The organism is Sanguibacter antarcticus (assembly GCF_002564005.1).
Taxonomy (GTDB): domain Bacteria; phylum Actinomycetota; class Actinomycetes; order Actinomycetales; family Cellulomonadaceae; genus Sanguibacter; species Sanguibacter antarcticus.
Window position 1 is genome coordinate 2202528 of sequence record NZ_PDJG01000001.1, and the last position, 17483, is coordinate 2220010.

The following is a 17483-nucleotide window of genomic DNA, read 5'->3' on the forward strand; positions in this document are numbered from 1 at the left end:
TGCAGGTCGCAGCGCGCCGTCGCGGGGGTCGTCTCAGAGGACCGAGCGCCGGTGCGGGCGTCCTGTCCCGTCGACGCACCCGGAGAAGAACCCTGCCAGGACGCCGATGGCGACCACCATCGACAGCGTGTGGCCAGCGGCAGCGCCGACCGCTCTCACGCGACTCAGACGCGTCATATGACTTCCCTGCTCGTGTCGGTCCGACCGGACGTACACGTCCGAGTCTCGCACCGAGAGCCGCTCGCGCCGGGGGATGAAGGTCCCTGGCCCGACGGCGCCCGGGTCTCCGGTACCGGACGCAGGGACTGCGACTAGGGTCGACAAGATGAATCTCGGGACGGCACGCGACCGGTGGGCGCGCTGGCTCGCGTGGCGCGCCCAGGAGGCGAGCGGCTTCGACCGTGCCGAGGCTCTCGCGACGCGCCACCCTCTGACCGTCGGCAGCTACAACCTCACCCTCGCAGCCGTGCGCGGGTCGCGCCGGGTCGTCGACGTGCGTGTCACCGGGCTCGCCGCCGAGATGACGTACTACGCGATCATCTCCCTGCTGCCGCTCCTCACCGCCCTCGGCGCGATGCTCGGGTTCCTCGAGCGCATCCTCGGCGAGGAACAGGTGACCCGTCTCGAGCTCGCGCTGGTCGATGCGTTCGCCGGAGTCTTCGAGACCGAGGTCATCGAGGACGTCCTCGCGCCCCTCGTCGCGGGCGTCCTGCGCGAGGAACGCTCCGGGCTGGCGGCCGGGAGCCTCGCCGTCACCCTGTGGCTCGCCAGCCGCGTGTTCCGGGCCGCCATCCGGGCGCTCGACGACGCCTACCGGGTACCGGAACGACGCAGCCTTCCCGCGCAGTGGGCGCTCGGCCTCGGCCTCTCGCTCGGCGCGCTCGTCACCCTCACGCTCGTGCTCTCGACGGTCGTCATCGGGCCGCTCCTCGGCGGTGGCCGACAGATTGCCGAGCGGCTCGGCCAGGACCAGACGTTCGAGACGCTGTGGGTGCTCGTCCGGTGGCCTGCCGTCGGGCTCGTCGGCGTCGCGTTCCTCGTGGTGCTCTACCGGTACGGGCCCAACGTCGTCAACACGTGGCGGGACACGCTGCCGGGTGCGGTCCTGGGGATGCTCGCGCTCGTCGGCGTCGCGGTCGTGCTGCGCACCTACCTGAGCGTCGCGGGACCAGCCGCACCCGAGCTCGGTCGCCCGGGCGAGGCGGTCTCCGTCGCGGCTCAGACGCTCGGCGCGGCGCTCGCCGTGATCCTCTGGCTGTGGCTGAGCAGCATCGTCGTGCTCACCGGCGGTGTGGTCAACGCCGAGCTGCAGCGGATGCGCGCGGAGTCAGAGCCCGACGCGGGCGCAGACATCTGAGGGCCGCACCAGCCGATCCCGCAGCAGGCCTGACCCCGGACACGACTCGGGCCCGGTCGAAACCGGGCCCGGAGTGGTGCTGCCTACTTCTTGTTACGACGCTGGTGGCGCGTCTTGCGAAGCAGCTTGCGGTGCTTCTTCTTGGCCATACGCTTGCGGCGCTTCTTGATGACGGAGCCCATGGGTCCTCGCAATGTTGATCGGGGTCTGCTCGCGCAGCACGCCGCGCGACTGCTCAGATTCCTACGCAGGAGTGCCGTAGATCAAGGAGCTGTGCATGCGACGCCCACGCTCGGGAAAGTCCGAGACTCAGAGTACCTTCTCGGAGGGGGTCACCGCGACGCGGAAGTCAGGACGTCAGCCGGTCGCCCTCGATGTACGAGGACGCGAGGAACGCCTGGAGGGCCTCTTGCGGGACCCGGTAGGACTTGCCCACCTGGACAGCAGGCAGCTCGCCCGAGTGCACGAGGCGGTACACCGTCATCTTCGACACGCGCATGACCTCGGCGACCTCGGCCACCGTGAGGAACTGCAGGCGTGGCGCGTCCGGCGTCATGGGTGAATCCTTCTCCTGGTCACGGTGCAGACTGCCTCGAAGCAGCGCGCGTCTTGGCCCACACCTTATTCCCCCGTGGGGCTGGTGGGACACCCTGGGTCAGGTGAGAACGACGATCACCCGCGGCACGTCTCACCGCGCCGGGCGCCGCGCCCGCGTGCTCGGACCTCACACGTCCCGGGACACGTCGACCCCGAGCAGCGGGAAGGCGGCCTGACGCGTCGCCCGGACCGCACGGTCGACCTCCTGGTCCGGGTCGAACCCCGACGACCACGGTACGAACGCCACGGCTCCCTCGTCGTCAGACATGACCTCCGGCGGGCAGTGCTCGAGCATCTCTTCGACATAGGCCCGCCACGCAGCAGGCACGGGATCCATCGGTCCGACCGGCCTGTGCTCGGCGATCGCGAGGACGTGGCACCACACGATCGGCACGACGTCGAGGACCGCGTACCCGCCGCCCCCGAGCGCGACCCAGCGCCCGTCGGCCACCTCGTGAGCGAGGTCGTGGACCCACTCTGCGGCCTGCCGTTGTGCGTCCACCGCCACGTCGAGGTCGCTCAGCGTGTCCTTGCCGTGGGCGTCGCACCCGTGCTGAGAGACGATCACCTGCGGCTCGAACGCCCGGACAGCGTCGGGGACCACGGCGTCGACCGCACGGAGCCACTCCGCCGACCGCGTCTTCGCCGGGAGCGCGACGTTGACGGCCGACCCCTGCGCGTGCGGACCGCCCGTGTCGGTCGCGTGGCCGGTCCCCGGGAAGAGCGAGGCGCCGCTCTGGTGGACCGAGACCGTGAGCACCCGCGGGTCGTCCCAGAAGGCCGCCTCGACGCCGTCACCGTGGTGGGCGTCGACATCGACGTACGCGACCCGCTCGACGCCCGCGTCGAGGAGCGCCCGGATCGCGATCGCGATGTCGTTGTAGATGCAGAAGCCCGAGGCACCGCCGACCCGCGCGTGGTGCATGCCGCCGGCGAGATTCACAGCGTGGGTCGCCTCCCCGCGCCAGACCGCGAGCGCCGACTCGACCGTGCCGGAGACGATGCGTGCCGCGGACTCGTGGATGCCGGGAAAGATCGGGTTGTCGTCAGTGCCGAGCCCGCGGGCGGGGTCCTCGCGATCGTCGTCCGAGGCCGCGTGCACGGCCGCGACGTACTCCGGTTCGTGAACGGTCGAGAGCAGCTCGTCCGACGCGACGCTGCTTCCCACCACGGTCACGTCGTCGTGCGCCAAGAGTCCGAGGCCCTCTGCCAGGCGGACGGTCAGGTCCAGGCGCAGCGGTGCCATCGGGTGCCCGCGTCCGAAGTTGTGCTCGACGAGCTCCGGGCTCCAGCTGATGCGCACGCGGAAGGGCATGGTTCACGGTAGCCGGTCCTCTCGGCGTCGCACAGTGCCGCAGAGGGCTCAGCGCCGCCGAGACCTCAGCCTCGCGCTCGTCGCGCAGCGAGCGGGCGTGTTGAACTTTCGAGATCGTCCAGCCAAGGTGAGCAGCATGGGCCGACCGCACCTCCCCGGACTGATCCGTCGACGCTCGTCGCCTCGGGGGCCGAGCGGTCCTCCTGAGGCGGTGCCGCTCGTCACGACCCGGGGCGTAGGCGTCCACCTCGACGGTACGGACCTCCTCGCGCCCGTGACGCTCGGCGTCGAGGCCGGGCAGGCGCTGGCCGTGCGTGGTCCCAACGGATCTGGGAAGACGACCCTGCTGCGCACGGTCGCCGGGCTGACCGCCCCCACCGTGGGCACGGTGCTCGTCGGCGGGCTCCCTCCTGACGACCGGGACGTGCGGTTCCGGTCGCGTCTCGCGGCGCTCGTCGGACCACCTCCGCTCGCCGGCAACCTCACCCTGCTGGAGCACCTCGCCCTCGTCGGGGCCTCGTGGGGAGCGTCGGTGCCGTCGGCGACAGGGCGGGGACGGGACCTGCTGGCCGCCCTCGGCGCAGAGCGGCTCGCGGCACGGTTCCCGCACGAGCTGTCGTCCGGGCAGGGGCAGCTGTTCGCCCTCGCTCTCACGCTCGTGCGCCCGTTCGACGTCCTGCTGCTCGACGAGCCCGAGCAGCGCCTCGACCCTGACCGTCTCGAGGCCGTCGCCCGGCTCGTGCGGACGAGGGTCGACGCGGGCGCCGCGCTCCTCGTCGCGAGCCACAGCCCCGTGTTCGTCGACCTCGTCGCCGACACGACGATCGATCTTGGCGTGGCGGCCCAGCCGCGGTCTGGAGACGACGCCGGGCACGACTACGACCTCCTCCGTGGCTGAGAGCGCGCCGGCGCCGGTCGGCAGGGCAGGGCGCCTCACGGCGCGGCGTGGTGCTGCGGCGCGTCTCGCTGCGATCCGCGCGGTCTACCGGGGACGTGGAGACGCGCGCTCCACCGGGGACGTGGCGTACCTCGTCTACGCGGCGGCGCTCGTCCTCGCGATCGTGGGCGTGCCCCTCGTCCGTGGTCTGGTGATCGGGCTGTCCGGGCCCGGCGTGCTCACGCTCCTCACGGCGCCGTCGGCAGGCCAGGTCGCCGGGGTGGCAGCCGGCGGGCTGCTCACCGGCCTCGTCCTCCTCGGCCAGGTCCGCGGTCCCGCGCTCACCAGCGCGTTCCTCACCGTCGCCGTCGCCGGCAACGACCTGCCCCGCAGCAGGACGCTGCGAGCGCCGTTCGTCGTCGCGGCGGCTCTCCTCACGACGTCGTCGGTCGCTGTCGCGGCCATCCTCGCGCGGGTGCTCCACGACGCAGCCGGAGCGACCGCAGGCACCGCGGGGGCGATCGTCGTGGGCGCCGGCGCCTTCGGGCTCCTCGCGAGCGTCGTGTGGCTGCTCGGGCAGCGTCTCGGACCTGTGCCCGCAGCGCGGCTCGCCGGGGCTCTCGCCGCCGCGACCGGTCTGGGTGCGCTGTGGCCGGCACCGGGTCCTCTCGCCGGCGGACCGCTCGCTCCTCTGTCGATTCTCGTGGCGCTCTCGGTGCTCGTGGGACTCTCGGTGCTCGCCGCGCTCGCGATCCCACGCCTGCTCGACTCCCTAGACGGGACGGTGCTGCTGGCGCAGGCGCGCCGCTGGGAAGCCGCAGGAGTCTCGGCGTCCGCCGGAGATCTCGCCGGCGCGATGGGCCGGTTCCGGGTGCTCCCTCGCACCGGTCGCACCTGGTGGGCGGTGCACAGCGGGTCTCGAACGATCCGCTTCGTCCTGCGCGACCTCGTCGGAGCGCTCCGGACGCCCGGCCGAGCAGCCGGTGGCGCGCTCGGGCTCGTCGCCGCGGGGTCGCTGCTCGCAGCCGGAGCAGAGGGACAGCAGCCGCTCACCTGGGCTGCCACGGCCGCCGGCGGGGTCGTCGCCTACCTCGCGCTGGGCGTCTTCACGGACGGGTTCCGGCACGCAGCCGAGGCCGCGTCGGCGCCCGCGCTCTACGGGTACAGCACCAGCAGGCTCTTCACCCTCCACGCCGTGCTGCCGACGGCCTGTGCCCTCGCGCTCACCGGCATCGGCGCCGCAGCGACCACGGGCACCGACCTCACCGTGGGCGCGACCGTGGCTGCGCTCGCGGTCGTCCTCGTGCTCGTCCGGGTGCGCGACAGCGCCAAGGGTCCGCTCCCCGCTGCGCTGCTCACCCCGGCACCCACTCCCGCAGGAGACGTCGCCGGGGTGGCGGTCCTCCTGTGGCAGGCCGACGCCGTGGTCGTGTCGGCGCTCGTCGCTGTCGCCGCGAGCACCGCACCGACCATGAGCCAGAGGGCGCTCCTCGTCGCCTGCAGCGGCCTCGCGGTCGCCGTGGGTGCCCGAGGTCGGCTGCGTCGCGCCTAGGACGCGACCGCACGCCCCGTGCGTGGAGCGCTCGTGCTCTCACGGACCACGAGGCTCGCGGACGCCGACGACAACGACGGCGCCGATCCCGACGTGATGAGCTGCTCGAGCAGCCCGAAGGCACGCCTGCCGAGGTCGATAAAGTCCTGGGAGACGGTCGTCAGCGACGGGATGGTCACCGCAGCGAGAGGTTCGTCGTCGAAACCGATGACGCTCACGTCGCCCGGGACCGACCTGCCACCGTCGTAGAGCCCCCGGATGACACCGACAGCGACCTCGTCGTTGCCGCAGAGCACCGCCGTGACGTCGTCGCGTGCCGCCAGCGCGAGGCCGACCTCGCGCCCCGCCGCCGGCTCCCACGCCCCGGGGATGACCGGCGGGACCTCGATACCCGCCGCACGCAGCGCGTCCGCCCAGCCGAGCGTGCGCCCCATGCGCGGGATCGCCTGCGGGAGGGAGACGTGGTGGACGGTCTCGTGGCCGAGCCCGAGCAGATACTCCGTCGCGGCCTGTCCGGCCGCGCGGTCGTCGAGGTACGCCTGCGGCGAGGTCGCGCCGTCCGTCGGGAAAGCCGCCGCAGAGACCATCGGCACGGTGCTCGGGAAGGCCTTGCTCGCGTGGATGCCCGCCTCATCGAACTCGATGACGACGACTCCGGCCACAGGCTGGCTCAGCACGAGGTCGATCGTCGTCGCGACCTTCGCGTCGTCCACGCTGTCCTCCGGGACCTCGAGGACGGAGATGACCACGAGGTATCCAGCAGCCCGCGCAGCCTCCTCGATCCCCTGGATCGTCGTCGAGTAGCCGTACCGGGTCGTGTTCCCTGCGACGATCGCGATCATCGACTGCCGACCAGAGACGAGCGCACGGGCCGCCGCGTTGGGCCGGTACCCCAGCTCCCGGATCGCGGACATCACCCGCTCGCGCTTCTCGTCGCTGACCGGCGTCGATCCTGTGAGCACGCGGGAGACCGTCGGGACGGAGACACCAGCGACCCTGGCGACGTCAGCGATGACGGGTGCGCGGATCTGGGAAGAGATAGCCACACCATGAGACTAGTTGGTCCGTACCGACACGAAGCACCGGCTCCTGGCGGCGCTGTGGCCTGCCCGTCCGTGGCCCGCGCTCGCACGGTGCCGCGTTCTGGCTCCGAGACGTGGCAAAGTTCGGTGGTACGCAGTCGGCACCACGCGAGGGAGAAACGATGGCATCCGGGTTCTCGGGACGCCTGTGGGCAGGTCGCGAGCTCGTCGACCGCCTCGCTCGGCAGTCCCCCGCCCGCCTCGCCCTGAGCGTGTTCGCGGCCGTCATCGCGGTCTTCACAGGACTGCTCTCGACCCCGTTCGCCACCGCGTCCGACACACGTGCGCCCTTTGTCGACGCGCTCTTCACCGCGACGTCCGCCGTGTGCGTCACCGGTCTCGTCACCGTGCCGACCGGGACGTACTGGTCGGCGTTCGGGCACGTCGTGATCCTCGTGGGCATCAAGATCGGCGGGCTCGGCGTCATGACGCTCGCCTCCGTCCTCGGCATGGCCGTGTCCCGACGCATCGGCCTCACCCAGAAGCTGCTCACCGCGTCCGAGACGAAGACGACCCGCCTCGGCGAGGTCGGGTCGCTCGTCCGGGTCGTCATCATCACGTCGACCACGCTCGAGATCGCCATCGCCCTCCTGCTCATCCCGCGGTTCCTCGTGCTCGGAGAGACCTTCGGCAGGGCCACGTGGCACGGGATCTTCTACGCGGTCTCCGCATTCAACAACGCCGGGTTCATCCCGACCGCCGAAGGCCTGGCGCCCTACACGGGCGACTGGCTCCTGCTCATGCCGATCGTCGTCGGCGTGTTCATCGGGTCGCTCGGCTTCCCGGTCATCCTCAACGTCGCACGCCACCGACGCAGCGTGCGCCGATGGAGCCTGCACGCGAAGCTCACCATCGTCACGAGCGCCCTGCTCGTCGTGACCGGGTCGTTCCTCTTCCTCGTCTTCGAGTGGGCGAACGCCGGCACCCTCGGGCCCATGGGGTGGCAGGACAAGCTCCTGTCCGGACTGTTCATGGGGGTCATGCCGCGCTCCGGCGGGTTCTCGACCGTCGACGTCGGCGAGATGCGTGAAGCGAGCTGGCTCATCAACGACGCGCTCATGTTCGTCGGCGGCGGCAGCGCGTCCACCGCCGGCGGCATCAAGGTGACGACCCTCGCCGTGATGATGCTGGCGATCGTGGCCGAAGCCCGCGGCGACCAGGACGTCGAGGTGTTCGGCCGCCGTATCCCCCGCGAGACCCTGCGGCTCGCGGTGGCCGTCTCGTTCGTCGGCGCGACCGCGGTCCTGGTCTCCAGCCTGCTGCTCCTCGAGATCACCGGGTGGACGCTCGACGTGGTGCTCTTCGAGGTGATCTCGGCGTTCGCGACCGTAGGCTTGTCGACCGGGGTGACCGCGGACCTGCCCGAGGCCGGGAAGTACGTCCTCGTCGCCCTGATGTTCATCGGCCGCACCGGCACGATGACGCTAGCCGCAGCCCTCGCGCTGCGCGACCGCCGCCGGGTCATCCGGCTACCCGAGGAAAGGCCGATCATTGGCTGACAGGAGCTCTATGAACGCGCCGAACGCACGAGCATCAGAACGTTCGGAGAAGTCGAAGGACGCGGGCGTGCTCGTCATCGGCCTGGGCCGGTTCGGGTCGTCGTTGGCGATGACGCTCGACCGGCTCGGGCAGGACGTGCTCGCCATCGAGCGGTCCCCCGCCCTCGTCGCGCACTTCTCCGACCGGCTGCCGATCGTCGAGGCCGACGCCTCGAACCCCGAGGCCCTCGACCAGGTGGGCGCGAAGGACTTCTCCATCGCGGTCGTCGGTGTCGGCACCTCGTTGGAGGCGAGCGTCCTCATCACCGGAAACCTCGTCGACCTGGGCACCCCCCAGATCTGGGCGAAGGCCGTCTCGGCCGAGCACGGGCGCATCCTGCAGCGCATCGGCGCACACCACGTCGTCTTCCCGGAGTCCGACGCGGGCAACCGGGTCGCCCACCTCGTCTCCGGCAAGCTGCTCGACTACATCGAGATCGAAGACGGCTTCACCATCGTCAAGATGCGTCCCCCGAAGGAGACACAAGGTTTCACGATCGGGCAGTCGAAGGTGAGCGAGCGCTACGGCGTGACGATCATCGGTGTGAAGTCTCCCGGCCAGGAGTTCGTCTACGCCGGAAACGAGACCTGCATCTCGTCGAACGACCTCCTCGTCGTGTCAGGGCACTCGGACCTGCTGGAACGCTTCGCAGCGCGTCCCTGACGCAGCACGTTCCGGAGAAGCACGAGAGAAGCACCGGAGGCGACGGCGTGTGGTCAACCACACGACGTCGCCTCCGGTGCTTCTCAGCGGTGGTGCAGGGTCAGCGGGCCTGGGCCGACCGACGCTTGTTGTAGACGTCGAACGCGACGGCCAGGAGGAGCACGAGGCCCTTGACGACCTGCTGGATCGACTGGTCGATGCCGAGGAGCTGCATGCCGTTGCTCATGACCGCCATGATGAGTCCACCGACCATCGCTCCGACGACCGTGCCGACACCACCGGTGACGGCTGCTCCACCGATGAAGCAGGCGGCGATCGCATCGAGCTCGAACATGTTTCCGGCGGACGGCTGGGCGCCGTTGGACCGCGCGGAGTACACGACGCCGGCGACGCCGGAGAGCATGCCCATGTTGACGAAGATCCAGAAGTTGACCCACCTGACCTTCACGCCGGAGAGCTGCGCGGCGCTGAGGTTGCCACCGATCGCGTAGATGTGACGGCCGAAGACGGTCTGCTTCGTGATGAGCGCGTACGTCATGATGAGCACGCCGAGGATGATGAGGACGATCGGCAGACCACGGTTGTTGGCGAGCTGCCAGGCGAAGGCCATGACGACCGTCGCGATCGCAGCGAGCTTGACGACGAACAGCGGCATCGACTCCACGGCCTGCTGGTAGGCGATGCGAGCAAGACGACCACGGACCGCGCTGTACCCGTAGCCGACGACGCCGACCGCTGCGATGACGAGGGTGAACGTGTCATAGCCGGGACCGCCGAGGAGGCCGTTGATGAAGCCGCTCGCAGTCTTCTGGTACTCGGCGGGGAACGGCGAGAGCGAGATGTTGCCCAGCACCTGGAGCGTGAGCCCGCGGAACAGGAGCATGCCTGCCAGGGTGACGATGAATGCCGGGATCCCGACGAACGCGACCCAGAAGCCGTGCCACGCTCCGACGAGGAGCCCGACCCCGATGGCAGCGGCGACGCCGACGCCCCAGGGCATGCCCTTCTGGATGACGAGCACCGCGGAGACCGCACCGGTGAGCGCGACGACCGAGCCGACCGAGAGGTCGATGTGCCCCGCGATGATCACGAGCAGCATGCCGAGGGCGAGGATGAGGATGTACGAGTACTGCAGGACGATGTTGGTGAGGTTCCCCGGACTGAGGAGGACCCCGTCCGTCAGGACTGCGAACAGCGCGACGATGGCGACGAACGCGACGTAGATGCCGCTCTGCCGGAGGTTTCGGGTGACTAGGGCTCTGAGACCCGATGTTTCGGTCATCGCCGCTCTTCCTTTTCCTTGGTCATGAGTTCCATGAGGCTCTCTTGCGAGGCCTCCTCTGCATTGAGCACTCCGGTGATCCGACCTTCTGCGAGCGTATATATACGGTCGCAGATGCCGATCAGCTCCGGAAGCTCTGAGGAGATGACGACCACGGCCTTGCCCTGGTCGGCAAGCTTGTTGATGATCGTGTAGATCTCGTACTTGGCGCCGACGTCGATCCCACGGGTGGGTTCGTCCAGGATGAGCACGTCGGGGGACGTGAAGATCCACTTGCTCAGGACGACCTTCTGCTGGTTTCCACCGGAGAGCTTGCCCACGGACGCCATGACGGTCGGCGTCTTGATGTTCATGCTCGACCGGTAGCTCTCGGCGACCTTGAGCTCTTCGTTGTTGTTGACCCAGCCACGCGACGAGATCTTGTCGAGCCCGGCCGCAGTGATGTTCGTCCGGATGTCGTCGATGAGATTCAGGCCGAACTTCTTGCGGTCCTCCGTCGCGTACGCGATGCCCTGGTCGATGGCCTCGCTGACCGTGTGGGTACGGACCTCTTTGCCGTGCATGAAGACACGGCCCGAGATGTTGCTGCCGTACGTGCGCCCGAAGATGCTCATCGCCAGCTCGGTACGGCCTGCGCCCATGAGCCCGGCGATACCGATGATCTCTCCGGCACGGACGTTGAACGACGCGTTCTTCACGACGACGCGGTCGCGCTGCGTCGGGTGGTGGACTGTCCAGTCCTCGACCCGCATGACCTCGGCGCCGAGGGTCGGGACGTGCGCGGGGAAGCGGCTCTCGAGGTCGCGACCGACCATGCCCTTGATGATGCGTTCCTGCGTGATCTCTGCGACGTCGAGAGTCTCGATCGTGCGACCGTCACGAATGATCGTCGTGGAGTCGGCGATCGCCGTGATCTCGTTGAGCTTGTGCGAGATCATGATCGACGTGATGCCCTGGCCCTTGAGGGACCGGAGCAGCGCGAGGAGGTGGTCGGAGTCTGAGTCGTTGAGGGCTGCCGTCGGCTCGTCGAGGATGAGGAGCTTGACTCGCTTGGAGAGTGCTTTCGCGATCTCGACGAGCTGTTGCTTGCCCACGCCGAGCTGCCCGACCGGAGTGATGGGGTTCTCGTCGAGACCGACGCGCGCCAGGAGCTTTGTCGCCTCGAGGTTCGTGCGGTTCCAGTCGACCATGCCGCGGTGGGTCTGCTCGTTGCCGAGAAAGATGTTCTCCGCGATGGACAGGAACGGGATGAGTGCGAGCTCTTGATGGATGATGACGACGCCGCTGGCTTCGCTCTCGTTGATGGAGTGGAACTCCTCGAGCTTGCCGTCGAAGTGGATCTCTCCGGTGTAGGTCCCTGCGGGGTAGACCCCGGACAGGACCTTCATGAGAGTCGACTTCCCGGCGCCGTTCTCTCCGCAGATGGCGTGGATCTCTCCTCGCCGCACGCTGAGCGATACGTCTTCGAGCGCCTTGACTCCCGGGAAGGTCTTGGTGATGGAACGCATCTCCAAGATGTTGGGATTCATGCGACCTAACCCTTCTGGTCTGGTGCGATTGTGCGCGCGGTCGCCACGACGGGCGAGCGGTCGTCCGCCCGCCCGTCGTTGCGCTGCTGGTGCTGTGTGGTCGTGCGTGGTGCACGACCTGTGGTGTTCGAGAGGTGCGGTGCTAGATCAGGTCACTCAGCCTGACCGGCCTCGACCTCTGCCGCGGTGTAGTAGCCGGAGTCGATGAGGAGCGACTGGATGTCGCTCTTGTAGACGATGTCCGACTCGAGGAGGAACGCGGGGACGACCTTGACGCCGTTGTCGTACGACTTCGTGTCGTTCGCCACGGGCTCCTCACCGGAGAGGTACGCCTCTGCGGAGATGATGGCCTGCTCGGCGAGCTTGCGGGTGTCCTTGAAGATCGTCGAGTTCTGGACACCGTCGTTGATGAGCTTGACCGAGGCGATCTCGGCGTCCTGGCCGGTGATGATCGGCATGGGCTTCTCGGTCGTTCCGTAGCCGGCGTTCTGGAGAGCGGTGATGACTCCGCGAGAGGCACCGTCGAACGGGGACAGAACTCCCTGGACCAGGTCGCTGGCGTAGTTGGCCGTGAGGATGTCTTCCATGCGCTTCTGCGCGACCTCCTGCTGCCAGCGGAGCGTCGCTGCCTGCTCGATGGTCGTCTGGCCGGACCGCACGACGAGGGTGCCCTCGTCGATGTACGGCTGGAGGGTGTCGATCGCACCTGCCCAGAAGAAGTGCGCGTTGTTGTCGTCGAGTGAGCCTGCGAAGAGCTCGACGTTGAACGGGCCGGTCGCGTCGCCCTCGCCCTGGGGGGTCACGATGCCGAGGCCCGTGAGGAGCGCGGTGGCCTGCTGGACGCCGACCTGGTAGTTGTCGAACGTGACGTAGAAGTCGACGTTCGCGCTGCCGTTGATCAGGCGGTCGTACGCGATGACCGGGATGTTCTCAGCCTTGGCCGCGTCGAGCTGGCTGCTCAGTGCGGTGCCGTCGATCGAGGCGATGATGAGGAGGTCGACGCCCTGCGTGATCATCGAGTCGATCTGCTGCTGCTGCGTGGGGATGTCGTCGCCGGCGAACTGGATGTTGACGTCGTAGCCGGCGTCCTTGAGGCCGGACTCGACGGCGGCGCCGTCAGCGATCCAGCGCTCGGACGTCTGCGTCGGCATCGAGACGCCGACGGTGGCGTCCTCGGGTGCGACGCTGGCGTCGGCGCTGGTGTCACCGGCTCCGCCACCGGAGCATGCGGTCACGCCGAGCGCGAGGACGAATCCAGCTGCGAGAGCTGAAAATTTCTTGCTGATCATCTTCTCTTCTCCTCTTTGAGAGATACATGTCATGCCGTGAAAGCCACGTGGTGCTGGTCCGCACGGGGAACGGGGGGATCCGTGCGGGATCGAGCTGTCGTGAGACGACAGGTTCGACGTCGTGCAGACGATTCATTGTCGTGATGCGCCTGTGCTTCACGATGCCGACTCGCCCTGGGGACGCGTCCTACTCTGCTCACTCCGACCGCTTGAGTCAACTTCTTGAAGTCAACAACCGGTTGCGATCGGATAACGGCCTGAATGCTGGGATGAATCCCCCCGGAAGGAGGCCCTGGCCAGGCACGACGACAGGGCGGCGCGTCTCACGATCGCGCAAAAGTCCGATTTGGCCGAAATGAATCCTCTTGAGTTTTGATCGTGAAGGAAACGCCCGGTGCCGCAGCACCGGGCGCGATCACCTCAGAACCCTTGCGCCAGGCGGTAGTACGCCTGGTTCCAGCGCAGCTCCTGCGCAAAGCGTCGAGCCTCGGTCGACTCGTCGATGGTCACGAGCTCGGTGCGCGCCATGTCGGAGAAGTCCTGGAATGCCTCCAGGCCCACGGCCGTGCTCATCACGGTGTGGTGGGCCGCACCGGCGAGCAGCCACGCCTCGGCAGAGACAGCAAAGCTCGGCCGTGGCTTCCACACCGCACGCGCGACGGGAAGGTTGGGCAGCTCGTGCGCCGGCGCGACGACGTCGACGACGTTGACCGTGAGACGGAAGCGCTCCCGCATGTCCGACATCGCGACGACCACGGCCGGGCCTGCATCCGTGTCGAAGACGAGACGGACCGGGTCCTCCTTGCCGCCGATGCCGAGCGGGTGGATCTCGAGGCGCGGCCTCGAGGTCGTCAGCGTCGGGCAGACCTCGAGCATGTGCGCACCGAGGATCACCTCGTCGCCCGGCGTGAGGTCGTACGTGTAGTCCTCCATGAGCGAGGCGCCACCCGGCAGCCCGTGCCCCATCACCTTCGCGGCGCGCACGAGGAGCGCTGTCTTCCAGTCGCCCTCGGCGCCGAAGCCGTACCCCTCCGCCATGAGCCGCTGGACTGCGAGCCCGGGGAGCTGGCGCAGCGCGCCGAGATCCTCGAAGTTCGTCGTGAACGCACCGAAGTCACCCGCCTCGAGGAACGAGCGCAGGCCCGCCTCGAGGCGGGCCCCGTAACGCAGGGAGTCGTGACGGTCCCCGCCCGTGCGCAGCTCAGGAGCGACGTCGTACAGCTCCTCGTACTGCGCGACGAGGCCGTCGACGACCGATTCCTCCACCGCGTCCACCACAGCGACGAGGTCGTTGACGCCCCACGTGTTCACGGAGACGCCGAGGCTGATCTCGGCCTCGGTCTTGTCGCCCTCGGTGACGGCGACGTTGCGCATGTTGTCCCCGAAGCGGGCCAGCCGCAGGTTGCGGACGGCGTCCAGCCCGGCTGCAGCACGGGTCCACGTGGCGATCTTGTCGATGACGGCGGGGTTCGAGACGTGACCGACGACGGTCTTGCGCGGCACCCCCATGCGCGTCTGGATGTACCCGAACTCCCGGTCGCCGTGAGCAGCCTGGTTGAGGTTCATGAAGTCCATGTCGATGTCCGCCCAGGGCAGCTCGACGTTGGCCTGCGTGTGCAGGTGCAGAAGAGGTGTGTCGAGGGCGTCCAGCCCACGGATCCACATCTTCGCCGGGGAGAACGTGTGCATCCAGGCGATCAGACCGATGCACGCGGGGTCGGCGTTCGCGGCGAGGGCGAGCGCCTTGATCGCGTCCGAGTCTTTGAGGACCGGCTTCCACACGACAGCCACCGGGACGGCGTCGGCGCCGTCGATGGCTGCGGCGATCGTCTGGGACTGCTCGGCGACCTGGCGCAGGGTCTCCTCGCCGTAGAGGTTCTGAGACCCGGTGAGGAACCAGATCTCCTTGCCCTCGAGGGGGTTCTTCTTCATGGCTGGTCCCTTCACTGACCGTAGACGTTCTGGTACCGGGCATAGAGCGAGTCGATGTCGTCCTGCGAGAGGCGGGTGGGCTCGCCCAGCTGGCGCGAGACATGGACGGTCCGTGCGACCTCTTCGACCATGACCGCCGCCTTGACGGCCGACGTGGCGTCCGGGCCGATGGTGAAGGGGCCGTGGTTGCGCATGAGCACCGCGGGCGAGCGCGACGTCGCGAGGGCGTCCACGATGCCCTTGCCGATGGAGTCGTCGCCGATGAGCGCGAACGGGCCGACAGGGACGTCGCCGCCGAACTCGTCAGCCATCATCGTCAGCACGCACGGCACCGGCTCGGCCCGTGCCGCCCACGCGGTCGCGTACGTCGAGTGGGTGTGGACCACTCCCCCGACGCGGTCCATGTGGCGGTACACGTACGCGTGCGCGGCGGTGTCCGACGACGGCGAGCGGGTGCCGTCGACGAGGTTCCCGTCGAGGTCGCACACGACCATGGACTCAGGTGTGAGGTCGTCGTACGCCACCCCAGAGGGCTTGATGACGAAGAGGTCGGCTGACGTCAGACGTTGCGAGACGTTCCCTGCCGTCCAGACGACGAGCCCCCAGCGAGGCAGCTCTGCGTGCAGGCGGGAGACGAGCTCGCGGACGTGGGCGACCTCGGCACGGACCTCGACCGGGTACCCGTCGAGGCCGCTCGGCCGCCCGGTCCCCTGCCCGGCGCTCATGCGGAAGCCTCCGTCTCGGACGCGGTGCCCGCTGCGGAGGCCGTGGCCTCGCGGCGGATCGCCCTGAGCCGGTGCATGACGTCGTTCGCGCCGCGGCCGAAGTAGTCGTGGAGCGTCGTGTACTCGGCGAACAGCGCGTCGTAGCGCGCCGAGCTCTCCGGGACCGGCAGGTACGCGGACCGGGTGCGCTTGCCCATGACCGCGGCGGCCGTCCGGACGTCCGGGTAGGCACCGGCCGCGACCGCTGCGTGGATCGCGGAACCGAGGGCAGGGCCCTGGTCGCTCGCGATGGTCGACAGCGGCAGGCGGGTCACGTCCGCGTAGATCTGCATGAGGAGCCGGTTCTTCAGCAGGCCGCCGGCGACGACGAGCTCCGTGACCGGGACTCCCGAGTCTTGGAACGCCTCGACGACGGTGCGGGTGCCGAACGCGGTGGCCTCGAGAAGGGCCCGGTACGTGTCCTCGGGCTTCGTCGCGAGCGTCTGGCCGACGACGACCCCCGAGAGCTCGTGGTCGACGAGGACCGACCTGTTCCCAGAGTGCCAGTCGAGGGCGACGAGACCGTGCTCGCCGATCTGCTGCTGTGCGGCGAGCGCGGTGAGGTGCTCGTGGACGGACACGCCGGCGGCCGCGGCCGCGTCGACGTAGGCAGGCGGGACAGCGCTCGTGACGAACCAGCCGAAGATGTCGCCGACACCGGACTGGCCTGCCTCGTAGCCCCAGAGCCCCTCGACGATCCCGCCGTCGACGACCCCGCACATCCCCGGGACCTCGTGCAGCTCGTCGCCGTTCATGACGTGACAGGTCGAGGTGCCCATGATCGCGGTCATCTGCCCGGGCTCGACAGCGCCGGCCGCAGGAGCGGTCACGTGGGCGTCGACGTTGCCGACGGCGACGGCGATGCCCTCGGGCAGCCCCGTCCAGGCGGCGGCCTCGGCGGTGAGCCTGCCTGCGACGGCACCGAGGCGGCCGATCGTGTGCTCGACCTTGTCCGTCACGAAGCGTGCGAAGTCGGGGTTGAGCGCGGACAGGAACTCCTCGGACGGGTAGCGCCCGTCCTGGTAGATGCCTTTGTACCCCGCCGTGCACGCGTTGCGCACGTAGGTCCCGCAGAGCTGCCACACGATCCAGTCCGCGGCCTCGACCCAGTGGTCGATCGCGTCGTACACCTCACGGTCTTCTTCGAGGACCTGCAGGCCCTTCGCGAACTCCCACTCCGAGGAGACGAGGCCGCCGTACCGGGCGATCCACCCTTCGCCGCGGGCATGGGCGAGCGCGTTGATCCGGTCCGCCTGGCCTTGCGCCGCATGGTGCTTCCACAGCTTGGTGTAGGCGTGGGGACGGTCGCCGAAACCGTCGAGCTCGCAGAGCGGCGTGCCGTCGACGGTCGTCGGGACCATCGTGCACGCGGTGAAGTCTGTGCCGACGCCGATGATGTCGGCGAGGTCGATGCCGTGGTCCGCCTGCGCCCGGGCGATCGCGGCGGGCACCGCGACCTTGAGCACGTCGACGTAGTCCTGCGGGACCTGCAGCGCCCAGTCGGGCGGGAGCTGGACGGGTGCGGCCGACGCGGACGCGGGGCCGGCGGTGAGCGTGCGGTCCATGACCGCGTGCGAGTACTCATGGACACCCGTCCCGAGCTCGGCGCCGTCGTGGACGCGGACGATCACGGCACGACCGGACAGCGTCCCGTAGTCGACGCCGATGGTCAGGGCACGCTGCGGGTCGGTCATGCGGAGCCTCG

16 protein-coding genes are annotated in these 17483 nt (G+C 69.1%); 5 read left to right on the forward strand and 11 right to left on the reverse strand.

Going from position 1 to position 17483, the window contains the following annotated elements:
- Window positions 1-33 precede the first annotated feature (33 nt).
- Window positions 34-177, reverse strand: a complete 144-nt coding sequence (locus tag ATL42_RS16420) for a hypothetical protein (protein ID WP_169925382.1) — start codon at window positions 175-177, stop codon at window positions 34-36.
- Between the two features lie 148 nt (window positions 178-325).
- On the opposite strand from ATL42_RS16420, the gene ATL42_RS10100 reads away from it, so the two are divergent.
- Window positions 326-1357 carry a YihY/virulence factor BrkB family protein gene (locus ATL42_RS10100; protein ID WP_169925383.1) on the forward strand — a complete coding sequence of 344 codons (1032 nt, stop codon included), beginning with the start codon at window positions 326-328 and terminating at the stop codon, window positions 1355-1357.
- Between the two features lie 83 nt (window positions 1358-1440).
- Here ATL42_RS10100 and ATL42_RS10105 read toward each other — a convergent pair whose 3' ends face one another.
- The 3 genes from ATL42_RS10105 to ATL42_RS10115 form a co-directional block, all read right to left on the reverse strand.
- A complete protein-coding gene (locus ATL42_RS10105; RefSeq protein WP_003792170.1) occupies window positions 1441-1539 on the reverse strand; it encodes a 30S ribosomal protein bS22 in 99 nt (32 codons plus the stop codon).
- Between the two features lie 167 nt (window positions 1540-1706).
- Window positions 1707-1913: a helix-turn-helix domain-containing protein gene (locus ATL42_RS10110; RefSeq protein ID WP_098455228.1), complete on the reverse strand. Its 207-nt coding sequence runs from the start codon at window positions 1911-1913 to the stop codon at window positions 1707-1709.
- 168 nt (window positions 1914-2081) lie between these two features.
- A complete protein-coding gene (locus tag ATL42_RS10115) occupies window positions 2082-3269 on the reverse strand; it encodes an acetoin utilization protein AcuC (protein ID WP_098455229.1) in 1188 nt (395 codons plus the stop codon).
- 136 nt (window positions 3270-3405) lie between these two features.
- On the opposite strand from ATL42_RS10115, the gene ATL42_RS10120 reads away from it, so the two are divergent.
- Both ATL42_RS10120 and ATL42_RS10125 read left to right on the forward strand, forming a co-directional pair.
- Window positions 3406-4167, forward strand: coding sequence for an ABC transporter ATP-binding protein (locus ATL42_RS10120; RefSeq protein WP_098455230.1), 762 nt, complete (start codon window positions 3406-3408; stop codon window positions 4165-4167).
- Window positions 4160-5698 carry a hypothetical protein gene (locus tag ATL42_RS10125; RefSeq protein ID WP_098455231.1) on the forward strand — a complete coding sequence of 513 codons (1539 nt, stop codon included), beginning with the start codon at window positions 4160-4162 and terminating at the stop codon, window positions 5696-5698. The genes ATL42_RS10120 and ATL42_RS10125 overlap by 8 nt, the downstream gene beginning before the upstream one ends.
- Here ATL42_RS10125 and ATL42_RS10130 read toward each other — a convergent pair.
- A complete protein-coding gene (locus ATL42_RS10130) occupies window positions 5695-6744 on the reverse strand; it encodes a LacI family DNA-binding transcriptional regulator (RefSeq protein ID WP_211281796.1) in 1050 nt (349 codons plus the stop codon). The genes ATL42_RS10125 and ATL42_RS10130 overlap by 4 nt on opposite strands.
- 158 nt (window positions 6745-6902) lie before the next feature.
- Here ATL42_RS10130 and ATL42_RS10135 point away from each other — a divergent pair, with 158 nt between their 5' ends.
- On the forward strand, window positions 6903-8279 hold the full coding sequence (locus ATL42_RS10135; protein ID WP_098455232.1) for a TrkH family potassium uptake protein: 1377 nt from the start codon (window positions 6903-6905) through the stop codon (window positions 8277-8279).
- Window positions 8280-8289: 10 nt separating this feature from the next.
- Window positions 8290-8982 carry a potassium channel family protein gene (locus ATL42_RS10140; protein WP_098455233.1) on the forward strand — a complete coding sequence of 231 codons (693 nt, stop codon included), beginning with the start codon at window positions 8290-8292 and terminating at the stop codon, window positions 8980-8982.
- Window positions 8983-9082: 100 nt separating this feature from the next.
- On the opposite strand, the gene mmsB is transcribed toward ATL42_RS10140, so the two are convergent.
- The 6 genes from mmsB to araB form a co-directional block, all read right to left on the reverse strand.
- Window positions 9083-10264 (reverse strand): multiple monosaccharide ABC transporter permease, encoded by a 1182-nt coding sequence (gene mmsB, locus ATL42_RS10145; RefSeq protein ID WP_098455234.1) that lies wholly within the window; start codon window positions 10262-10264, stop codon window positions 9083-9085.
- On the reverse strand, window positions 10261-11793 hold the full coding sequence (mmsA, locus tag ATL42_RS10150; RefSeq protein ID WP_098455235.1) for a multiple monosaccharide ABC transporter ATP-binding protein: 1533 nt from the start codon (window positions 11791-11793) through the stop codon (window positions 10261-10263). Before mmsA ends, mmsB begins: the two co-directional genes overlap by 4 nt.
- A 152-nt stretch (window positions 11794-11945) precedes the next feature.
- Entirely contained in the window at window positions 11946-13082 is a 1137-nt protein-coding gene (gene chvE / locus ATL42_RS10155; RefSeq protein WP_098455236.1) for a multiple monosaccharide ABC transporter substrate-binding protein, read from the reverse strand.
- A 420-nt stretch (window positions 13083-13502) separates the two neighbouring features.
- Window positions 13503-15014, reverse strand: coding sequence for an L-arabinose isomerase (gene araA / locus ATL42_RS10160; RefSeq protein WP_098455237.1), 1512 nt, complete (start codon window positions 15012-15014; stop codon window positions 13503-13505).
- A gap of 11 nt (window positions 15015-15025) precedes the next feature.
- Entirely contained in the window at window positions 15026-15739 is a 714-nt protein-coding gene (locus ATL42_RS10165) for an L-ribulose-5-phosphate 4-epimerase (RefSeq protein ID WP_098455238.1), read from the reverse strand.
- On the reverse strand, window positions 15736-17472 hold the full coding sequence (gene araB / locus ATL42_RS10170; protein WP_098455239.1) for a ribulokinase: 1737 nt from the start codon (window positions 17470-17472) through the stop codon (window positions 15736-15738). Before araB ends, ATL42_RS10165 begins: the two co-directional genes overlap by 4 nt.
- Window positions 17473-17483 lie beyond the last annotated feature (11 nt).

Coding starts and splice junctions, on each gene's coding strand:
- ATL42_RS16420 (WP_169925382.1), bottom strand. CDS start 177: ATGACGCGTCTGAGTCGCGTGAGAGCGGTCGGCGCTGCCGCTGGCCAC.
- mmsB (WP_098455234.1), bottom strand. CDS start 10,264: ATGACCGAAACATCGGGTCTCAGAGCCCTAGTCACCCGAAACCTCCGG.
- ATL42_RS10120 (WP_098455230.1), top strand. CDS start 3,406: ATGGGCCGACCGCACCTCCCCGGACTGATCCGTCGACGCTCGTCGCCT.
- ATL42_RS10105 (WP_003792170.1), bottom strand. CDS start 1,539: ATGGGCTCCGTCATCAAGAAGCGCCGCAAGCGTATGGCCAAGAAGAAG.
- ATL42_RS10115 (WP_098455229.1), bottom strand. CDS start 3,269: ATGCCCTTCCGCGTGCGCATCAGCTGGAGCCCGGAGCTCGTCGAGCAC.
- ATL42_RS10100 (WP_169925383.1), top strand. CDS start 326: ATGAATCTCGGGACGGCACGCGACCGGTGGGCGCGCTGGCTCGCGTGG.
- araA (WP_098455237.1), bottom strand. CDS start 15,014: ATGAAGAAGAACCCCCTCGAGGGCAAGGAGATCTGGTTCCTCACCGGG.
- ATL42_RS10110 (WP_098455228.1), bottom strand. CDS start 1,913: ATGACGCCGGACGCGCCACGCCTGCAGTTCCTCACGGTGGCCGAGGTC.
- mmsA (WP_098455235.1), bottom strand. CDS start 11,793: ATGAATCCCAACATCTTGGAGATGCGTTCCATCACCAAGACCTTCCCG.
- chvE (WP_098455236.1), bottom strand. CDS start 13,082: ATGATCAGCAAGAAATTTTCAGCTCTCGCAGCTGGATTCGTCCTCGCG.
- ATL42_RS10165 (WP_098455238.1), bottom strand. CDS start 15,739: ATGAGCGCCGGGCAGGGGACCGGGCGGCCGAGCGGCCTCGACGGGTAC.
- ATL42_RS10135 (WP_098455232.1), top strand. CDS start 6,903: ATGGCATCCGGGTTCTCGGGACGCCTGTGGGCAGGTCGCGAGCTCGTC.
- ATL42_RS10140 (WP_098455233.1), top strand. CDS start 8,290: ATGAACGCGCCGAACGCACGAGCATCAGAACGTTCGGAGAAGTCGAAG.
- araB (WP_098455239.1), bottom strand. CDS start 17,472: ATGACCGACCCGCAGCGTGCCCTGACCATCGGCGTCGACTACGGGACG.